This is a genomic window from Janthinobacterium sp. AD80 (genome assembly GCF_002878455.1).
In the GTDB taxonomy this organism is placed as follows: domain Bacteria; phylum Pseudomonadota; class Gammaproteobacteria; order Burkholderiales; family Burkholderiaceae_D; genus Janthinobacterium.
The window spans coordinates 14,466-33,341 of sequence record NZ_NRDQ01000014.1; the positions used below are offsets into that span (position 1 = coordinate 14,466).

Sequence of the window (18,876 nt, forward strand, 5' to 3'; positions counted from 1 at the left end):
CACATGGAAGCGAACCCCATCATGATGCGTACATCGACACTCTGGAAATTCCTCGCCCTGCCACTGTTGGCATGCTCAGCCATTGTCAGCGCCCAGACGCCTGCCAAGCCCAGCGAAGCGCCACCGCAGCTGGAACGCATCGAGGAAATGGGCGAAGCTCCCATCACCGTGGCGCCAGCGGCAGCCAAACAGCAGATTACGGAAAAACGCGAAGCGGGCGTGACGTCCGAAGTCAAGGTCACCAGCGGCGGCAGCACGTATTACATGAAACCGGCCGCCGGCGCCGACCAGGCCAATGGCGGCGCCTTGCGCGGCCCGCAATGGAAAGTGCTGGAATTTGACCTGGGCAAGAAGAAACAGAAACAGCGCGACGACGAAGCGGCTGACGCGCCTGTGCCGCCAGAAGCCACGAAATAAGCGGCACGGCAAGCCGCCGCGCCCTGACGCCCTGCCCCGGCCACACGCGGGGCAGCCGGCTTTTTTACTCTCTAGACCTCTTTTTTTTCCCATGGCAGTTTTTACCGCGCTACAACTGGACGATATCGGCCAGTGGATCACGCAATTTCCACTCGGCAAGCCTCTGGCGCTCAAAGGGATCGCTTCCGGCATCGAAAACAGCAATTTCTTCCTTAACACGGAGCGCGGCGAGTATGTGCTCACGATCTTTGAAAACCTGAGTTTCGAGCAATTGCCGTTCTACTTGCAGCTGATGCGCCACCTGGCGGACCGTGGCGTGCTGGTGCCCGCACCGATTCCCAATGCGGAAGGCGAACTGGTGACAGCCCTGCAAGGCAAGCCGGCCGCCATCGTCAGCAAACTCGACGGCAGCTCACAGATGGCGCCGCAAGCCGTGCATTGCGCGGCCGTTGGCGCCATGCTGGCGAAAATGCACCTGGCGGCGCAGGACTTCCCCCTGCAACAGCCGAATTTGCGGGGCCTGGACTGGTGGAACACCACCACGCCACTGGTCTTGCCGCACCTCGATGATGCCCGTGCGCATCTGCTGCGCGCAGAAATCCATTTCCAGGACGCCTTTGCCGCTTGCGCCACCTACAAGGCCCTGCCGCGTGGTCCCGTGCATGCCGACTTGTTCCGCAACAACGTCATGTTTGACGGCGAACAACTGACGGGCTTTTTCGACTTTTACTTTGCCGGCTGCGACACCTGGCTGTTCGACGTGGCCGTCACTGTCAACGACTGGTGCGTGGACCTGGACACGGGCGTACTCGACACGGCGCGCGTGCGCGCCCTGCTCGACGCCTACCACGCCGTGCGTCCGTTCACGCAGGAAGAACAGACGGCATGGCAACCGATGCTGCGCGCCGCCGCCCTGCGTTTCTGGCTGTCGCGCCTGTACGATTACTATCAGCCGCGCGCAGCCGAAATGCTGACGCCGCACGATCCCACGCATTTCGAACGCATATTGCGCGAACGGATTGCCACACCTGCTCCGGAACTGTTTTAAAAAATGGAAAAATTACCTGCAAGTACAGGCTGGCTCTGGGTGAAACAAGGCTTTGGCCTGTTTCGCAAGCAGCCTGGCGGCATGTCGATGCTGTTTCTCGGCTATATGTTCTGCATGCTGGCCGTCAGCATCGTCCCCGTGCTGGGCCAGTTGCTGCCAGTCATCCTGGTCCCCGTGTTTTCCGTCGCCTTCGTGCAAGGCTGTTTGAACATCGACCAGGGCAAGCGCGTCCTGCCCAGCCTGTTGATTTCAGGCTTCCGCAAGCCTGCCTTCCCCGTGCTGTTCGGCTTGGGCGTGCTGTACATCATCATGGCCATTTTGGCCATCGGCGCCTCGACCCTGGTCGACGGCGGCGTGCTGTGGCAAATGGTCACGGGCCAGCTGGACCAGGAAGCGGCCAAGGAAGCCATCCTCAATTCCAACATCGGCATGGCCATCCTGACAGCCATCGCCCTGTACGTGCCGGCCGCCATGGCCTTCTGCTTTGCCGCGCCGCTGATCTACTGGCAAAAAGTGAGCCTGGGCAAGTCGCTATTCTTCAGCTTTTTCGCCGTCTGGCGCTCGTTGTCGGCCTTCATCGTCTTCGCAGCCACCTGGTTCGCCATCAGCGTCGTCACCAGCCAGCTGCTGGCTATCATCTTTGGCCGCAGCCCGCTGATGATGCAACTGATGATGCCGCTGTCCATGATACTCACCATCATCATGCACTGCTCGTTCTACGCCGCCTACCGCCAGATCTTCGGCGTGCCGGTGGATGAGGGCAAGAGCGTGTTGCTGGACAAGCCGAACGACTGATTTCGGCTTTGCACAAAAAAGGCAGCCTGCACAGGCTGCCCTTTTTATTTGTCGAATGCCATGCAATGCCACAGCGTAGCTTGGATTAGCGGCGGCAGGCCGCGTAAGCCGACGCTGCGAGGCCAACAATGGTGTCGGATTACGCTGCGCTAATCCGACCTACGCGACCGGCCGGTAGGTCGGATTAGCGCGCAAGCGCGTAATCCGACAACATTGTCAGCGCCAGCGCGGGATCACCGTCCCAATCGTTCCAGCTTGGCGATCCCCAGGTCCAGCACCTTCATGCCGTGCTGGCCGAAGTTGATCTGCGCGCGCGCATTGCCGCCGCCGCCTTCGATGTTGACGATTACGCCTTCGCCGAACTTGGCGTGCGCCACCGATTCGCCGATGCGCCAGCCGCCGCCCGTGGCTTTTTGCGCGATCTTTTGTGCAATCGCATTGTCCGAACCGAGGCTGGCCACGCGCGGCGCCTCGTCCCACGCCGACTTGCGGTTGCCGAACCAGTTCGCCTGCACCTTCGGCGACAGCCATTTCAACGATTCTTCCGGCAATTCGTCGAAGAAGCGCGACTTCATGTTGTAGCGCGTCTGGCCGTGCAGCATACGCGTCTGCGAAAAGCTCATGTACAGCCGCTTGCGCGCGCGCGTGATGGCCACGTACATCAAACGGCGTTCTTCTTCCACGCCATTGTCTTCCTTCGAGCTGCTTTCGTGCGGGAACAGGCCTTCTTCCAGGCCAGTGATAAACACGTTGTCGAATTCCAGGCCCTTGGCCGAGTGCACCGTCATCATCTGCAGCGCATCCTGGCCCGCCTGCGCCTGGTTGTCGCCCGCTTCCAGCGACGCGTGCGAGAGGAAGGCGGAGAGCGGCGACATCACGGCCGGCAACGGCGCGTCGGCATCGAGGATTTCGATGCCATCCTGGTTGACGACGGGCGCGCCCGACTGCGCCTGGGCGGCAGGCCCCAGATGGGCCGGTGCGCCCTGGCCAAAACCTTCCTCGGAAATGAACTGGCTGGCCGCGCTGACCATCTGTTCCAGATTCTCGATGCGGTCGGCGCCTTCTTTTTCATTCTGGTAATGCTGCAGCAAGGTACTCGCTTCCAGCACCACTCTGACCATTTCCGGCAAGGACAATTGCTGGGTTTCAAAGCGCACGCCCTCGATCAGCTTGACGAAGCCGGCCAGCACGCTGCCCGCCTTGCCCGCCACGTAGGGCACGGACGCATACAGCGAAATGCCGTACTGTTCCGACGCCGCCTGCAATTGCTCGATCGAGCGCATGCCGATGCCGCGCGTAGGGAAGTTCACCACGCGCAAGAAGGCCGAATCATTGTGCGGGTTGTCCATCAGCTGCAAATAGGCAATCGCGTGCTTGACCTCGGCGCGCTGGAAGTAGCGTTGGCCGCCGTACACGTGATATGGAATGGCGGCCGAGAACAGCGCGTGCTCGATCACGCGCGACTGCGCATTCGAGCGGTACAAAATCGCGATTTCGCTGCGCGAGGCACCCTCGGCGATCAGGCTTTTCGCTTCCTCGATGATCCACTGCGCTTCCTGCAGGTCGGAACTGGCTTCATACACGCGCACCTGTTCGCCATGGCCCGCGTCCGTGCGCAGATTCTTGCCAAGGCGCTTGCTGTTGTTGGCGATCAACAGGTTGGCGCTGTCGAGGATGTGGCCGTGCGAGCGGTAATTCTGCTCCAGCTTGATCAAATTCCTGACCTGGAATTCGTGCTCGAAGGCGCTCATATTGCCCACATTGGCGCCGCGGAACGCATAGATGCTCTGGTCATCGTCGCCGACGGCAAACAGGGCGCCGCCATCGCGGCTGCCGTGGCCGGCCAGCAATTTGAGCCAGTTGTATTGCAGGTTATTGGTATCCTGGAACTCGTCCACCAGGATGTGGCGGAAGCGCGCCTGGTAATGTTCGCGCAGCGGCTGGTTGCGGCTCAGCAATTCGTACGTACGCAGCAGCAATTCGGCAAAATCGACCACGCCTTCGCGCTGGCACTGGTCGTCGTACAGCTGGTACAGCTCGACCATCTTGCGCTCGTGCGCGTCGTACGCTTCCACGTCCGTGGCGCGCAAGCCCTGGTCCTTGGCATTGTTAATGAAATACATCACCGTCTTCGGCGGGAATTTTTCATCGTCAATATTGTTTGCCTTCAACAAGCGCTTGATCACCGACAATTGATCCTGCGAATCGAGGATCTGGAAGGTCTGCGGCAAGGCCGCGTCGCGGTAATGCGTGCGCAGCAGGCGGTTGCACAGGCCGTGGAAGGTGCCGATCCACATGCCGCGTGTGTTGATTGGCAGCATGGCCGACAATCGCGTAAGCATTTCCTTGGCGGCTTTATTCGTGAAGGTCACGGCCAGGATGCCGGGCGGCGACACCTGCTGGGTCTGGATCAGCCACGCGATGCGGGTCGTCAGCACGCGGGTCTTGCCCGAGCCGGCGCCGGCCAGGATCAGCGCATGCTGGGCCGGCAGGGTGACGGCGGCGTATTGTTCGGGATTGAGGTTGTGAAGAAGATTTTGCATCCGGTGATTATACCGGCATGGCTAAAAATACTGTGCATTTGTCCAGCGGTCGCGACGTTTTTCCCGTGCACGCGCTACAATCGGCGTTCCCGCAACCCTGAGAAAATTGCCCCGCATGCTACCCCCCAGCCACATCGACGGCGCCCGCCTGCTGGCCTGGGCCTGGTCCGACTTGCCGTTCGGCCACGTCGCCAGCGAAGCCGGCGCGGCCCCCATCGCCATCCATGGCCTGGCCCTGTGCCAGTACGCGGGCGCGCCCGGCGTCTACCGCTTCAGTTGCGATGCGCAGTGGGAAGCCGTGCAAGACGAGGTGTATGCGAGCGCGGACGAGGCCAGGCAGCAGCTGCCGGCGCAATACCGCGCCGTGGCCGCCACCTGGCACCGAGCTGGGTGTAGCAACTGAGCGCAGTAACTTAACGTACCAGCCTGGCCTTGCCTTCGCTGAGCGCCTGGGCGATCACCTGGCGCGTGGCCTTGTCGGCCGCTTTCGAGGCTTTCTCTTGCTGGCGGCCCAGCTCGCCCATCTGCTTGCCCAGGCTATCCATGGGCTTGCTTCGCTCATCCATCTGGCGCGACAGCGCATCGGCCTTGTCCGCCTCGCGTTCCTGTGCGCTGGCGATGCGGTCGTTGACGTCTTCCATGGCGTCCTGCGCATCTTCCATCTGCTGCTGCAGGCGTTCCACTTCGCGCTCGGCCGCGCGGCGCGACGTGTCCGTCGTCGCCTGCGCCTGGCGGCGCGACGCCTCGCCCAGCTTGCGGCCCAGTTCCTGCTGCTGGCGGCCCAGCGCCTGCAATTGCCCCGCCTCACGCGTGCCGACCTGCGCCTGTGCCAGGCCCTGCGCGCCCATCTTGCTGCCCAGTTCGCCCATCACCGTGCCATGCGCGCCCATCTGCTTGCCCAGGCCGCCCATCTGCTCGCCGAGCTGCCGCACCGGCTTCCAGGCCGCGTTGACCCGGGCCAGCAGCGCCGCATCCTGCATCACATAGCTGTTGCCCTGGTCGCGGAACCACAGAAATTGGCCTTTGATGGACTGCTTCAATTGCTTGATCTGCTTGCCGTCGAAATCGCTGCCGCTTATCGTGACGCTGTCGCGGCTGCCATCGACGAGCGCAAAGCCGTCGCCGCTGTCCATGGAAATATTGATCTGCTTGCTCTGCGGCGCGGGCGGCGCCGGGGCGACGGGAGGTTCCGGCGGCTGGACGGCCAGCGCGCTGGCGCCGACCAGCATGCCGGCCAGGCTGAGGATCAAACGGTGGGAAGTGGACATGGCGGCCTCGTTATCAGTATGGTTGGAGCATCCACTCTAGCCAGGCACCGCGCGGGCAGCCAGCGCCATGCGACAGGCTGCAAAAAAAGCCGCCTGGATGGCAGCTTGGCACGATGAGTGGAAATGGAGGGACACGCAGGAAAAGACAGGAAAGGCAGGCAAAAAAAACGGGGGGCGGAGTCCCCCCGTGAAACTCGCCGTGGTACGGCGAGGTTTGACTGTAGCGCCGACGCACCCAACGCTCCAGCGCCATGCGACGAATCGCCTCAATGGCGGAATGAACGGCGCATAGCCGCGATGAATGGAAAATGCCGGGATTCAAAAAAAACGGAGGCCCAGGGCCTCCGCAGCACGCCGGGATACGGCGTATTCAGATCAGGAGCGTGGCTTAATACAGCACGATTAATACAATACGATTAATACCGCACGATTAATACAGCACGACCGAACGGATCGATTCGCCGCTCTTCATCAGGTCGAAGCCTTCGTTGATGCGTTCCAGCGGCAAGCGGTGCGTGATCAGGTCATCAATGTTGAGCTTGCCTTCCATATACCAGTCGACGATCTTCGGCACATCCGTGCGGCCGCGCGCGCCGCCGAAGGCCGAACCGCGCCATTCGCGTCCCGTCACCAGCTGGAACGGACGCGTGGAAATTTCCTGGCCCGCCGCCGCCACGCCGATGATGAACGATTTCCCCCAGCCCTTGTGCGTGCACTCAAGCGCCTGGCGCATCAGGGTGGTGTTGCCGACGCATTCGAAACTGTAGTCGGCGCCGCCGTCCGTCAGCTGCACGATGGCGTCGACGACGTTTTCCACCTCGTTCGGATTGATAAAGTGCGTCATGCCGAACTTCCGGGCAATCGCCTGACGCGCCGGGTTGATGTCGATGCCGATGATTTTATCGGCGCCCACCATCTTCGCCGCCTGGATCACGTTCAGGCCGATGCCGCCCAGGCCGAACACGGCCACGTTGGCGCCCGCTTCGACCTTGGCCGAGAACAGCACGGCGCCCACGCCCGTCGTCACGCCGCAGCCGATGTAGCAGACTTTATCGAATGGCGCGTCTTCGCGGATCTTCGCCAGGGCAATTTCCGGCACGACGATGTAGTTGGAAAAGGTCGAGGTGCCCATGTAGTGGAACAGCGGCTGGCCGTTCAGGGAAAAGCGCGACGTCGCGTCCGGCATCAGGCCGCGGCCCTGGGTCGAGCGGATGGCCTGGCACAGATTCGTCTTTTGCGACAGGCAGAATTTGCACTGGCGGCATTCCGGCGTGTACAGGGGGATGACGTGGTCATCCTTTTTCAGGGTCGTCACGCCCGGACCGACGTCGACGACGACGCCGGCGCCTTCATGGCCGAGGATGGCGGGGAAGATGCCTTCCGGATCGGCGCCGGACAGGGTGTAGTAATCGGTATGGCAAATGCCCGTGGCTTTCAGCTCGACCAGCACTTCGCCGGCGCGCGGGCCGGCCAGGTCGACTTCTTCTATCGTCAGCGGGGCGCCCGCCTTCCATGCAATCGCGGCTTTGGTTTTCATCGTATTCTTCCTGCTCGGTTTCAGATGCGCCATTATCGGGCGCCTGCGGGCGCGACGGTGCGGATGGCCGCGCGCTTGTCTGAAAACGCGGCGCATTTGTCCGATGGCGCCGCTGCGTGCTACAACGCACGGTAGCGGCGCGCACGCGGCGTATGCTGGCGGGCATGCGATGTGCGCTTGCGCCAGCTCAATCTTGCCAGTGTCAATACGCGCATTCTTGGCATACGACAGTTCTATCGATGCACCCCGCCCCGCCATCGTTGTCCTTCCCGCAGGAGTCTGACATGCGCAAGCTACTTCGCCCACTTCCCCGCACCTGGATGGCCCTGCTGCTGGCTTGCTGCCTGGGCCTGCTGGCCGCATGCGGCGGCGGCGACGATGATCCCGTACCCGCTCCCGCCAGCGGCAGCTTGCTTGTCACCATCGGCGGCTTGCCGGCAGGCGTGGCCGCCGCCGTCACGGTGACGGGACCGGCTTCCTACAGCAAGGCGTTGACGGCCTCAAGCACCCTGGCGGGCCTGGCGCCCGGCGCCTATACCGTCAGCGCCGCCAGCGTGCTGCAAGGCACGGGCAGCCTGGCGCCCACGCCGGCGACGCAGCAAGTGCAGGTCAATGCCGGCGCGACGGCCAGCGCCATGGTCAGCTATGCGGCCGGCGCGCCGCTGGCCCTGACCCTGCAGGAAGTGGCCACGGGCCTGAATGCGCCCATTTTTCTGACGGCGCCTGCGGGCGACAGCCGCTTGTTCATTCTCGAGCGTGCAGGACGCATCCGCGTGGTGCAAAACGGCAACTTGCTGGCCACGCCCTTCCTCGATATCAGCACGCTCACCACCACCAGCGGCGAGCGGGGGCTGCTGTCGCTGGCCTTCCACCCGCAATACGCGCGCAATGGCTATTTCTTCATTTATTACACCAACCTGGCGGGCGATATCGTCATCGAACGGCGGCAAGTGTCAGCCGGCAACGCCAACGTGGCCGATGCCCTGGCGGCATTGACGATCATCACGATCCCGCACCCGACCTTCAGCAACCACTACGGCGGCCTGCTCAGCTTTGGCCCCGACGGCTACCTGTATGCGGGCACGGGCGACGGCGGCAGCGCGGGCGATCCGCCCCGCAATGCGCAAAACACCAACGTGCTGCTGGGAAAACTGCTGCGCCTGGACGTCAACGCCAGCACCGTGGCCCAGCCGTATGTCATTCCATCCGGCAATCCATTTGTCGGCACGGCGGGCGCGCGCGGTGAAATCTGGGCGTATGGCTTGCGCAATCCGTGGCGCTACGCCTTCGACGTGCCGGCCCAGCTGCTGTACCTCGCCGACGTGGGCCAGGGCAACCGGGAAGAGGTCAACGTGCGCCCCGTGGGCCAGGCGGGCAACAACTATGGCTGGAACATCATGGAAGGCACGCAGTGCTACAACAGCGCCAGCTGCAGCCAGGCGGGGCTGGTGCTGCCCGTGGTCGAGTACGGCCACGACAGCGCGGGCGGCTGCTCGATCACGGGCGGCTATGTGTACCGCGGCACGGCCTTGCCGGAACTGGCCGGCCACTATCTGTATTCCGACTACTGCAGCGGCTGGCTAAAGAGTTTCAGCTACAGCAATGGCGCCGCCTCGGCCGTGACGGACTGGAATATCAGCAATGTCGGCAATATCCTGTCGTTCGGCCAGGATAGCCAGAACGAACTGTACATGCTGAGCGGCACGGGCAAGGTGTACCGGATCGTGCGCAAGTAGGCGCGCAAATCAGGATGCGCAGGCAGTCTTGCGGCGCACGCCTGAGGCGGCGCTTTTCGACGCGGCGCGGGGAACCGGCTAGAATTGGTTTTTTCCGCCGCGCCCTGCGCCCCAGCTCAAGAGAACACCATGGCCCGTTTGAAACTCGAATTTCCTGAAGACCAGTACTGCTATTCCTCGCAACTGACGGTACGCACGACGGACATCAATGCCGGCAACCATCTCGGCAACGATTCCATGATTTCCATGATTTCCGAAGCCCGCGCACGCTTCCTGTTCGAATATGGCGTGCGCGACATCGAAGCGGACGGCACCGGCATCATCGTCACCGACCTGGCCACCACCTACCGCGCCGAAGCCCATGCGCGCGACCAGCTGCTGTTCGAGGTCGGCGTCATGGATTTCAACAAGTACGGCGGCGACATCACCTTCCGCATCACGCGGCCGCGCGACAACACCCTGATCGCCATGGCCAAGTCCGGCTTTGTGTTTTTCAACTACAAGCGCAGCCAGGTCGTGCCCATGCCGGAAGATTTCGGCAGCAAATTCCCGCAAGTCAACTGGATCGATTAAGCGGAGCGGCATGCCGCCATGCTGTATGCTTGCCAGGAAGATAATTGATTCTGGAGCGGCATGCGATCACCGATAAGGGCAAGACTGTGCCTCAGCCTGGCGCTGCTGGGCGTGCTGCCGTCCGCCTTCGGCGCACCGCAAACGGTGATCCTGTATGGCGACGACGACTACGCGCCCTACAGCTATGTGGAAAACGGCGTCTTCAAGGGCATGTATATCGACATCCTGCGCGAGGCGGCCAGCCAGATGCCCGCCTACCGCCTCGTCCTGCAGCCACGCCCGTGGAAACGGGGACTCGCCGCGCTGGAGCAGGGCCGCGTGTTTGGCCTGTTTCCGCCGGGACGCAAGACGGAGCGGCCCTACGTGCAGCCGTATTCGGCCATGCTGTACCGCGAATCGGTGGTGCTTTTCTGCCATGACGAAGTGATGCGTACGCCGCGCGCACATTTCCCGCAAGACTTTGCCGGCTTGCGCATCGGCGTCAATGCCGGCTTCCTGCTGTCGGAAAAACTGATGGCGCCGGCGCGCCAGGGCGTGTTGCAACTGGAAGCGGCGAAGGGCAACGAGGCCAATCTGAAGAAGCTGGCGCTGCGGCGCATCGATTGCTACGCTAGCGACCGCGCCGCCGCGCGCCACACGGCCAGGCTGCTGCAGGACGAACTGGCGCGCTACCATTTCCGCCTGCACGAAGTGCTGGAACTGTCGTCCGAAGCGACCTACATCGCCTACAGCGCGCACAGCCAGCCCGCCTACAAGGCGGATTTCATCGAGAAGATGAACGCCGCCTTGCTGGCTCTGCGCCAGAGCGGCGAACTGGCGCGCATCGAACACACCTATTTGCGCTGAGCCTGCAGCAGACGGGCTGGCCCCGGCCGGTTCCGCAGCCTTAGCGGCGGTGCACCGGCTGCTGCAAGGTCAGCACGGGCTTGCTGCGGCCTTGCGGCTTGATGCCGAAGGTGTCTTCAAACCACTCGTCGATCATCTTTTTTTCATAGCGCAGGGCATCGTTGCTCGAGTAGCGATTGATGCGCTGCAGATACGACATGTCGGACAGGGCCGCGTTGCCGCTGGCAATCACCTTGCCGTTCTGTTCCAGCTGGTAGCGCAGGCGCATGCGCGGCCAGTCGGTGCGCCCATCCATCACGCGCACTTCCATGGCGCCACGGCGCATCGGGTCTTCGCGTCCGGCCAGGTCGACATCCGTGACCTCGATCTTCAAGTCCTGGCCCGGACGCAAGCCCTTGCCCAGCAACTGGAAATGCTCGGCCAGGCCGGCCAGGATCTGCTCGCGGTCGCGCGAACTGAAGGGCATATCCGAATAATTGTCGGGCTTGCTGAAGTTGACGTGCACACCGGCCCAGGCGCTGCTGCTGGCCAGCAGCGCCAGTGCCGCGACCCACGTCCTGGTTGCCTTGGAAATACGCATATTCATCCCTTTCAGAAAGCCGCACGGGCGGGCAGTGGCCGCAATGCCATGCATTGCGCTGCCTGCTTTGAATATAACGTGAAGTGAAAATTTCTGGAGCGCAATACATCACGCATGGAAACAGGCAGCGCGGCGATTCTTGCCAGCCGCCGCGCATGCCCGCAGGCAGCGTCTGCCTGGCTGCCTGTTTGGCTGCCTGTTTGCCGGTTTGTTTGCCGGCTTGTGTGTCCGCTTACTTGCCAGCGGCCTTGCGCGCCTGCTTGGCCGGCACGCCGAAGGTCTGGACAAACCAGTCGTCGATCATCTGCTTTTCATAGCGCAGGCGCGCGTCGCCCGTGTAGCGGTTGATACGGCTCATGTATGACATGTCGGACAGCGATGCGTCACCGCTACTGATGACCTTGCCATCCTGCTCCAGCACATAGTGCAGGCGCATGCGCGGCCAGTCGGCGCGGCCATTGAGCACGCGCAGATCGCTGGCGCCGCGCAGGCGCGGCTCTTCGCGTCCCGCCAGGTCGATGTCGGTCACATCGATTTTCAGGGTTTGTCCTGCGGGCAGCGACTGGCCCAGCTTCTCGAAATGCGCGCTCAGGTCCTTCAGCACGTCTTCACGCTCACGCTGGCTGAACGGCAAGTCCGTAAATTGCTCGGGTTTTTCGTAGCGTACCTGGGTATCGGCCCAGGCGGCACTGGTGGCCAGCAAGGCCAGCGCGGCCACCAGGGCGCGCGTCGTCATCTTCTTTTGCATGATGCTCATCCTTTCGTCAAAAGGTTGGCGCACGGGCCGCCCTTATATCCATTCAATATAACGGCAAGCACCGGCTTGGGAAGCGAAATTCATACCTTGTTACTTTTCTTTCCCAAAAACAAGGGAACGGCCCGCCAGCGCAGATTTTTGCAGATTCGTTGGCAATATTAATAAAAACAAAGTATTGTCTTGAAAATATAGTTGCCTAAGCGATAAAGTATAGATAGTAGCGTTTGCGTCAATTTAAAGTATCTTTCCGACATGCTTGTTGCATGAAACTAGTCAATTATTCTTGCTTGTTGTTAATACTTAGCTGTCAGTCTACAATCGACAAAATGCGCCCGAAAAACGCGCAGCGCCGGTAGCAGCACGCGGGATTTTCCTCGTGCAGGCGTCTCAGCATTGCGTCAGTTATGCCTTTTAGCGGAACTTGCCCCTATGTCATTTTTGTCTTCAGCATCGCCCAAGTTACCTCCCTGGAAAGTCCTGCTCGTCGATGATGAACCCGACATCCATGACATCACCAAACTGACACTCAGCCGTTTCCGCCTGGAAGGCCGCGCCCTCAGCTTCGTGCATGCCTACAGCGGCGCCGAAGCCAAGCAGGTGCTGGCGCGCGAGTCCGGCATCGCCCTGGTCTTCCTGGACGTGGTGATGGAGCGCGAAGACAGCGGCCTGGAAGTGGCGCGCTGGATGCGCGAAGACCTGGGCAACCAGTTTACGCGCATCGTGCTGCGCACGGGCCAGCCGGGCCAGGCGCCGGAAGAGCGCGTGATCGTCAACTATGACATCAACGACTACAAGGAAAAGACCGAACTCGACCGCACCAAGCTGTTTACCACCACCTTCGCCGCCCTGCGCGCCTACCGCGACATCATGAAGGTGGAAGAAGCGCGCCTGGCCCAGCTGCATTACCGCGAAGGCCTGGAGCGCGTCATCGCCGCTTCGGCGCACATTTTCAAGCAGCGCAACCTGCGCGACTTCGCCAGCGGCCTGCTGCAGCAAGTGGTCGCCCTGCTGCGCCTGGAAACGAGCATGCTGCTGCGCCTGCGCGGCGCCAGCGCCATCACGGGCGAACAGGATTACGAAATCCTTGCGCAAATCGGCGACACGGACGACGGCATGCTCAGCCCTTCCCTGCTGTCGCAGCTGGACCATGCGAAAAGCAACAAGATCTCGCGCCTGCACGGCGACACCTATGTCGGCTATTTTCCCAACAGCAGCGGCAAAGCCTCCCTGCTGGTCTTGAAAGGCGTGGAAGAAATTTCCGACCTCGATGCGCAATTGCTGGAAGTGTTCTGCTCCGGCGTGGCCATCGCCTTCGACAACATCCTGCTGACGCAGGAAATCACCGATACCCAGGCCGAGCTGATCCTGCGCCTGGGCGACGTGGTCGAATCGCGCTCGCATGAAGGCGGCAACCACGTGCGCCGCATGGCCGAAGTGTGCCAGCTGCTGGCGCAGGCGTCCGGCATGTCGGAAGACGAAACCATGGTGCTGCGCCACGCGGCGCCCATGCATGACATCGGCAAGATTTCCACACCCGACGCCGTGCTGCTGAAACCGGGCAAGCTCGACGCGGCGGAATGGGAAATCATGAAGCAGCATCCGACGGTGGGCATGTCCATCCTCGACGGTTCGCAGCGCCCGCTGCTCAAGGCGGCAGCCGTGATCGCCCACCAGCACCATGAAAAATACGACGGCAGCGGCTATCCGCAGGGTTTGGTGGGCGAAAACATCCACAAATATGCACGCATCGCCGCCGTCGCCGACGTCTTCGACGCCCTCATGCACAAGCGCTGCTACAAGGACGCCTGGCCGCTGGAGCGCGTCGTCAGCTACCTGCGCGAAGTGAGTGGCAGCCACCTCGACCCGCAGTATGTGGAATTGCTGATCGCCAACCTGGACGAGGCGCTGGCCTTGAACAAGCGCTTCCCCGATTAGCCAACATACGTCGGATTACGCGCTTGCGCGCTAATCCGACCTACGTGGCTAATCCGACCTACGTGGCTTCGCGGCTACCAGCAAAACACGCGGCGGCCCAGGCCCCCAACACGGGCATTCCGGGCCAAGCGGGCCTGAAAAATGTCGAGGGCAAGGCGCAGCGACGCAGACAGTACGCCAGTACGGCAAGGAGCTGCAACGCCGCCATCGGCATTTTCTCAGGTCGGGGTCTCCGGCCCGCCGTTTTCAAGCATTCAAGTTGTCAAGTTGTCAAGCGCTCTTCGGCTCCAGCGGAAAGCGTATCTTGTAGTGCAATCCCATGCCCGGCGCACTGACCACTTTCACCGTGCCGCCCAGCGGCCCCGTCACCAGGTTGTACAGGATATGTGCGCCCAGGCCGCTGCCGCCAGAGCCGCGCTTGGTGGTAAAGAAGGGGTCGAACAGCTGGCCCAGGGTGGCGCTGTCCATGCCCATGCCATCGTCGCTGTAATCGAGTTCCAGCATCTCGCCGGCCGTGCGCGCGCCGATCTTGATTTTGCCCGGCTCGCCTTCGGCAAAGCCGTGCACCAGTGAATTGACCACCATGTTGGTGACAATCTGCGAGACGGCGCCCGGATAGCTGCGCAGCTGCACCTCCGGCGCGCAGTCGATCTCCACCTTGACCTGCTTGCCTTTCAGCTTGGGCTGCAGCGACAGCAGGACTTCATCCAGGTATTTGCGCAAGTTAAAACTGCGCAATTCGTCCGACGACTGGTCGACGGCCACCTGCTTGAAGCTGCGCACCAGCGCCGCGGCGCGCTGGGTGTTCGTCGTCATGATGCGCAGCGTCTGGTCGATGATGTCGAAGAACTGCTGCAAGCCGTCTTCATCGAGCTGGCCGGCCGCCAGGTCTTCGCGCGTGAGTTTCAGTTCCTGCACCAGGTGGCTGGTGGCCGTCACGCAAATGCCCAGCGGCGTGTTGATTTCATGCGCCACGCCCGCCACCAGGCGGCCCAGCGAGGCCAGTTTTTCCTGGCGCACCAGTTCCGACTGCGCTTCCTGCAGCTTGCTCAAGGCGCTGTTCAGGGCCGCGTTCTGTTCTTCCAGCGTTTCCTTGGCGCGGCGCATGGCGCCGTCAGCCTGGATGCGCGCCATCGCCACGGCCACGTGGCTGGCCATGAAGGCCAGCACGTCCAGTTCCGCCTGGCCATACACGACGGACTCGTCATAGCTTTGCACGATGATCACGCCATACTTCCGGTCGCCCAGCAGCATCGGCGCGCCCATCCAGCTGGCGATGCCGGTATTGCCCAGCGGCTCTTCCATCTCGCCGCTGGCCACCAGCGCCGCATAGCTTTGCGCATCGAGCAGGCAGGCCTGGCGGCGCGCCAGCACATACGAACTCATGCCGATGCCATAGTGAAAGCGTTTCACGGGCGCCTGCGCATCCTTTTCATCGACAAAGTACGGAATCGTGATGTCCTTGTTGTCGCGGTGGTACAGGGCGATGAGGAAATTTTTCGCCGTCACCAGTTCGCTGATGATGGCGTGCAGGCGCGCATACAGAGTCGTCGCATCGGACACCTGCGCCGACAGGTTGGCGATTTCATACAGCGCATGCTGCAGGTTTTCCGCGCGGCGCCGCTCGGCCACCTCGTGGGCCAGCAGGGCCGTGCGCTCCTGTACCGCCTTTTCCAGCCGGTCCATGCTTTGCATGCCCTGCAGCGCGCTCGACACATGCGTGGCGATCAGCGCGAACAGGGCCTGGTCTTCCAGGCTGAAACGGTGCTCCGCGTCGTAGCTCTGGATGACGATGGCGCCCAGCACCTGGTGCTGCTGGTCCAGCAGCGGGCAGCCGATCCAGTGCTCGGCCGCCGTGCCGCCGCCCCACGCCCCGCCGCCGATGGCGCGCATGGCGTCGTCGTCGGCCGTCATCACCAGCTGCTTGCCGTTGACGATGACCCAGGCCGTGGGCGACTGCGCGGCACTGGCCAGGCGCACGCCCACGCCGGCCTCGGGCGCAGCGTCGAATTCATCGACAAAATACGGAAAACGCACCAGACCGTCGTCGCGGTCGCTCAGCGCCACATAAAAATTGGCCGCATACATGATGCGACCCAGCGCCGCGTGCACGGCTTGCAGGAATTCGCTGATATCGCTGCAGGTACTGGCGCGCTGGCCGATTTCCAGCAACACGGTTTGCACGGCTTCCAGGCGGCTGAGACGACTTTCCATGGCTTGACGGCTACCTTCCGAGAGATATGTTCTGAAAATCAATATTATCAGTTCAGTCCTGCCTTGGCACGGCTAAAAAAGCAGAATCTTGCCTTGAGGCATGGCAACACACGCCACACCAGTATTTGCCACCTTGGCGATACAGTGGCAGACTAGGCCCTCCCTACAGACCAGATCGTCCTCATGACCGCCACGCTACGCGCTTCCCTTCGTCCCTACACCCTCGCCGGCCTGCTGGCGTTTGCCGCGCTGGGCATGCCGCCGCTGTGCGCCGCGCCAGCCAAGGCGCCGGCGGCGGAGACGGCCGATGGCGGGCGCTACTTCGGCCCCCTGGTCGAGGGCAAGATGCATGGCCAGGGCCGCCTGGAATATGCGAGCGGCGCATTTTACGAAGGAGGCTTCGCGCGCGGCGTGTTTTCCGGCCAGGGCCGGCTGCGCCAGGCCTCGGGCGTGGAATACACGGGCGCCTTCCGCCAGGGCGCCTTCGATGGCCAGGGCCGCTATACCTCGCCCAAGGGCGAGCTGTACGTGGGCAGTTTCGTCAAGGGCAGCTTCGACGGCGAAGGCCGCTTCCAGGGCGCCGATGGCGCCACCTTCGAAGGCCACTTCAAGAACTGGCGCCCGCACGGCGCCGGCAAGCTGACCGATACCGATGGCACCGTCTTCGAAGGCCAGTTCGTCCAGGGGCAAGTGCTGGGCAAGTCGAAAGTCGTCACCAGCGACGGCATTCACTACGAAGGCGAACTGAAAGACTGGAAATTCGAGGGTGAAGGCGTGCTGCGCACGGCCGACGGCGATGAATACCGGGGCGGCTTCAAGAATGGCCAGTTCGATGGCAAGGGCGTGCTGCGCTATGCCGTGGCGCAGGCGGACGGCCGGCGCGAAGACAGCGGCAACTGGACGGAAGGCCAGCTGGACGACCCGGCCCTGGACAAGCTCACGCGCGACAACATCGAAGTGGCCCTGTACAACCAGCGCAGCCTGCTGGAAGGGGCATTGGCGCGCATCGCGGCGCGCGACCAGGCAAAGAAAATCAATCTCTACCTGCTGGGCGTGGCAGGCGACGGCGCACAGGAAGTATTTCACCGCGAAACGGCCTTCGTGCAGCGCCAGTTCGACCGCGACTATGGCACCACGGGCCGTTCTTTGATGCTCGTCAACAGCCGCAACACGGTGGCGCAGCAGCCGATGGCCACGCGCACCAGCATCCGCGCCAGCCTCGACGCCCTGGGCGCGAAGATGGACAAGCAGAACGACATCCTGTTCCTGTTCCTCACCAGCCATGGTTCACCCGAGCACGAACTGGCGCTGGCGCAAAACGGCATGGACCTGCACAGCCTGCCCGCGCAAGAGCTGGCGGGCATGCTCAAGCACAGCGGCATCCGCTGGAAAGTCATCGTCGTGTCCGCCTGCTATGCGGGCGGCTTCATCGCGCCATTAAAAGATGACAACACCCTCATCATCACGGCCGCGCGCAGCGACCGCACCTCGTTCGGCTGCGACGACCAGAACGATTTTACGTATTTCAGCGAAGCGTACTTCAAGGAAGCGCTGCCCAGAAGCGCCGGCTTTGCCGAAGCCTTTGAGCAGGCCAAGGTGCTGGTGCGGGCGCGCGAGGCGGCCGACTTTAGCGCTGGCGGCATGGAGGCGGAAGAGCATTCCGAGCCGCAGCTGTTCCAGGGCAAGGCCATCGCCGCGCAACTGGCGGCCTGGCGCGCACAGCCGCGCTAAGCGCAGCGCGGCCTTTCTTTGTTCTGTACAATAGCCGTCACGATGCGCCGATTCCTCCTCATTTTCCTGCTGTTCGTGCTTCCGCTCCAGATGTCCTGGGCCGCGGCGAGCGCGTATTGCCTGCATGAAGAAGGCAAGGCGGCGCAGCACTTGGGCCACCACAGCCACCAGCACAAGGCCGAGGCAGATGCGGATAAACAGCCTGCCGGCGACAAAAAAGTGGCGGACCAGCAGAAAAAAGGCCAGCCGCACAGCGACTGCAACGTCTGCCATGGCATCGGCCATGCATGGCTGCCGGCCGGCTCCAGCCTGCCCGTGTTCGATACGGCGTCCGTCAACGCCGACACCTCCCCCTTCTTTTACGCTTCGCACATCCCGGACGTTCCCAAGCGCCCTGACTGGTCGTCGGCCACCTAGGCCGACGGGACGTTTCATTCCACTGATCGCAATACACGCGCCTGATCAACCCGGGCGCTAGCCTGCGCGTCCCGTCGAATTCTTTTCCATGCTTTTGGAGAATTCGATGTACCGATCCATCTATCTGTTCTTGCTCTCCGCCTGCCTGCTGGCCGGCAACGTCGTCCATGCCCAGGCGACACAGGAAGCCGCGGGTCCCCTGACCCTGCCAGCGGCCCTGCTGCTCGCCGAAAACGGCAACGCCACCCTGTCGGCCGCCCGCCATGAACTGGCGGCCCAGGGCGGCGCCCTGCAGCAGGCGCGCGCCTTGCCCAATCCGGAACTGCAAACGGTGCTGGAAGATACGCGCCGCGCCACGCGCAGCACCACCGTGCAGCTCAATCAATTAATCGAGCTGGGCGGCAAGCGCGGCGCACGCACGGCCGCCGCCCAGCGCGGCGAAGACGTGGCGCAAGCGGGCCTGGCCCAGCAGCAGGCGG

At 62.6% G+C, this 18,876-nt stretch carries 16 protein-coding genes and 1 pseudogene; 11 read left to right on the forward strand and 6 right to left on the reverse strand.

Annotated features, from left to right (window positions below; translation table 11 throughout):
* Positions 1 to 3 precede the first annotated feature (3 nt).
* From JaAD80_RS03200 to JaAD80_RS03210, 3 genes are all read left to right on the forward strand, one after another.
* Positions 4 to 417 (forward strand): hypothetical protein, encoded by a 414-nt coding sequence (locus JaAD80_RS03200; RefSeq protein ID WP_258002786.1) that lies wholly within the window; start codon positions 4 to 6, stop codon positions 415 to 417.
* A 91-nt stretch (positions 418 to 508) separates the two neighbouring features.
* Positions 509 to 1,465 carry a homoserine kinase gene (locus tag JaAD80_RS03205; RefSeq protein WP_102292846.1) on the forward strand — a complete coding sequence of 319 codons (957 nt, stop codon included), beginning with the start codon at positions 509 to 511 and terminating at the stop codon, positions 1,463 to 1,465.
* A 3-nt stretch (positions 1,466 to 1,468) separates the two neighbouring features.
* Positions 1,469 to 2,260 (forward strand): BPSS1780 family membrane protein, encoded by a 792-nt coding sequence (locus JaAD80_RS03210; RefSeq protein ID WP_102292847.1) that lies wholly within the window; start codon positions 1,469 to 1,471, stop codon positions 2,258 to 2,260.
* Between the two features lie 233 nt (positions 2,261 to 2,493).
* Here JaAD80_RS03210 and JaAD80_RS03215 read toward each other — a convergent pair whose 3' ends face one another.
* Entirely contained in the window at positions 2,494 to 4,803 is a 2,310-nt protein-coding gene (locus JaAD80_RS03215; RefSeq protein ID WP_102292848.1) for a UvrD-helicase domain-containing protein, read from the reverse strand.
* 115 nt (positions 4,804 to 4,918) lie between these two features.
* Between JaAD80_RS03215 and JaAD80_RS03220 the strand changes: the two genes are divergently transcribed.
* Positions 4,919 to 5,206 carry a hypothetical protein gene (locus JaAD80_RS03220; protein ID WP_102292849.1) on the forward strand — a complete coding sequence of 96 codons (288 nt, stop codon included), beginning with the start codon at positions 4,919 to 4,921 and terminating at the stop codon, positions 5,204 to 5,206.
* A gap of 10 nt (positions 5,207 to 5,216) precedes the next feature.
* Here the strand turns inward: JaAD80_RS03220 and JaAD80_RS03225 are convergent, their stop codons facing one another.
* Complete coding sequence (locus JaAD80_RS03225) at positions 5,217 to 6,071, reverse strand: hypothetical protein (RefSeq protein WP_146012241.1); 855 nt, start codon at positions 6,069 to 6,071, stop codon at positions 5,217 to 5,219.
* A 430-nt stretch (positions 6,072 to 6,501) separates the two neighbouring features.
* The gene (locus JaAD80_RS03230) at positions 6,502 to 7,608 is read right to left on the reverse strand and encodes an S-(hydroxymethyl)glutathione dehydrogenase/class III alcohol dehydrogenase (protein WP_035824324.1); all 1,107 of its coding nucleotides are present in this window, start codon (positions 7,606 to 7,608) and stop codon (positions 6,502 to 6,504) included.
* A 284-nt stretch (positions 7,609 to 7,892) separates the two neighbouring features.
* Here JaAD80_RS03230 and JaAD80_RS03235 point away from each other — a divergent pair, with 284 nt between their 5' ends.
* From JaAD80_RS03235 to JaAD80_RS03245, 3 genes are all read left to right on the forward strand, one after another.
* A complete protein-coding gene (locus JaAD80_RS03235) occupies positions 7,893 to 9,344 on the forward strand; it encodes a sorbosone dehydrogenase family protein (RefSeq protein ID WP_102292851.1) in 1,452 nt (483 codons plus the stop codon).
* A 129-nt stretch (positions 9,345 to 9,473) separates the two neighbouring features.
* Positions 9,474 to 9,917 (forward strand): thioesterase family protein, encoded by a 444-nt coding sequence (locus JaAD80_RS03240; RefSeq protein ID WP_099401379.1) that lies wholly within the window; start codon positions 9,474 to 9,476, stop codon positions 9,915 to 9,917.
* 60 nt (positions 9,918 to 9,977) lie between these two features.
* The gene (locus JaAD80_RS03245; protein WP_102292852.1) at positions 9,978 to 10,763 is read left to right on the forward strand and encodes an ABC transporter substrate-binding protein; all 786 of its coding nucleotides are present in this window, start codon (positions 9,978 to 9,980) and stop codon (positions 10,761 to 10,763) included.
* Between the two features lie 40 nt (positions 10,764 to 10,803).
* Here JaAD80_RS03245 and JaAD80_RS03250 read toward each other — a convergent pair whose 3' ends face one another.
* Together JaAD80_RS03250 and JaAD80_RS03255 are read right to left on the reverse strand one after the other, a co-directional pair.
* A complete protein-coding gene (locus tag JaAD80_RS03250; RefSeq protein ID WP_102292858.1) occupies positions 10,804 to 11,343 on the reverse strand; it encodes a DUF3016 domain-containing protein in 540 nt (179 codons plus the stop codon).
* A gap of 232 nt (positions 11,344 to 11,575) precedes the next feature.
* Complete coding sequence (locus tag JaAD80_RS03255; protein ID WP_102292859.1) at positions 11,576 to 12,091, reverse strand: DUF3016 domain-containing protein; 516 nt, start codon at positions 12,089 to 12,091, stop codon at positions 11,576 to 11,578.
* A 438-nt stretch (positions 12,092 to 12,529) separates the two neighbouring features.
* Here JaAD80_RS03255 and JaAD80_RS03260 point away from each other — a divergent pair, with 438 nt between their 5' ends.
* Positions 12,530 to 14,035 carry a response regulator gene (locus JaAD80_RS03260; RefSeq protein WP_102292853.1) on the forward strand — a complete coding sequence of 502 codons (1,506 nt, stop codon included), beginning with the start codon at positions 12,530 to 12,532 and terminating at the stop codon, positions 14,033 to 14,035.
* A gap of 270 nt (positions 14,036 to 14,305) precedes the next feature.
* On the opposite strand, the gene JaAD80_RS03265 is transcribed toward JaAD80_RS03260, so the two are convergent.
* The gene (locus tag JaAD80_RS03265; protein WP_102292854.1) at positions 14,306 to 16,249 is read right to left on the reverse strand and encodes a GAF domain-containing sensor histidine kinase; all 1,944 of its coding nucleotides are present in this window, start codon (positions 16,247 to 16,249) and stop codon (positions 14,306 to 14,308) included.
* Positions 16,250 to 16,432: 183 nt separating this feature from the next.
* On the opposite strand from JaAD80_RS03265, the gene JaAD80_RS03270 reads away from it, so the two are divergent.
* The 3 genes and pseudogenes from JaAD80_RS03270 to JaAD80_RS03280 form a co-directional block, all read left to right on the forward strand.
* Positions 16,433 to 17,980 carry a C13 family peptidase gene (locus tag JaAD80_RS03270; protein WP_102292855.1) on the forward strand — a complete coding sequence of 516 codons (1,548 nt, stop codon included), beginning with the start codon at positions 16,433 to 16,435 and terminating at the stop codon, positions 17,978 to 17,980.
* Between the two features lie 42 nt (positions 17,981 to 18,022).
* On the forward strand, positions 18,023 to 18,397 hold the full coding sequence (gene czcI / locus JaAD80_RS03275) for a cation efflux protein, CzcI family (protein ID WP_102292856.1): 375 nt from the start codon (positions 18,023 to 18,025) through the stop codon (positions 18,395 to 18,397).
* A 106-nt stretch (positions 18,398 to 18,503) separates the two neighbouring features.
* Positions 18,504 to 18,876 (forward strand): annotated as a pseudogene (locus JaAD80_RS03280) (hypothetical protein); the annotation flags it as partial.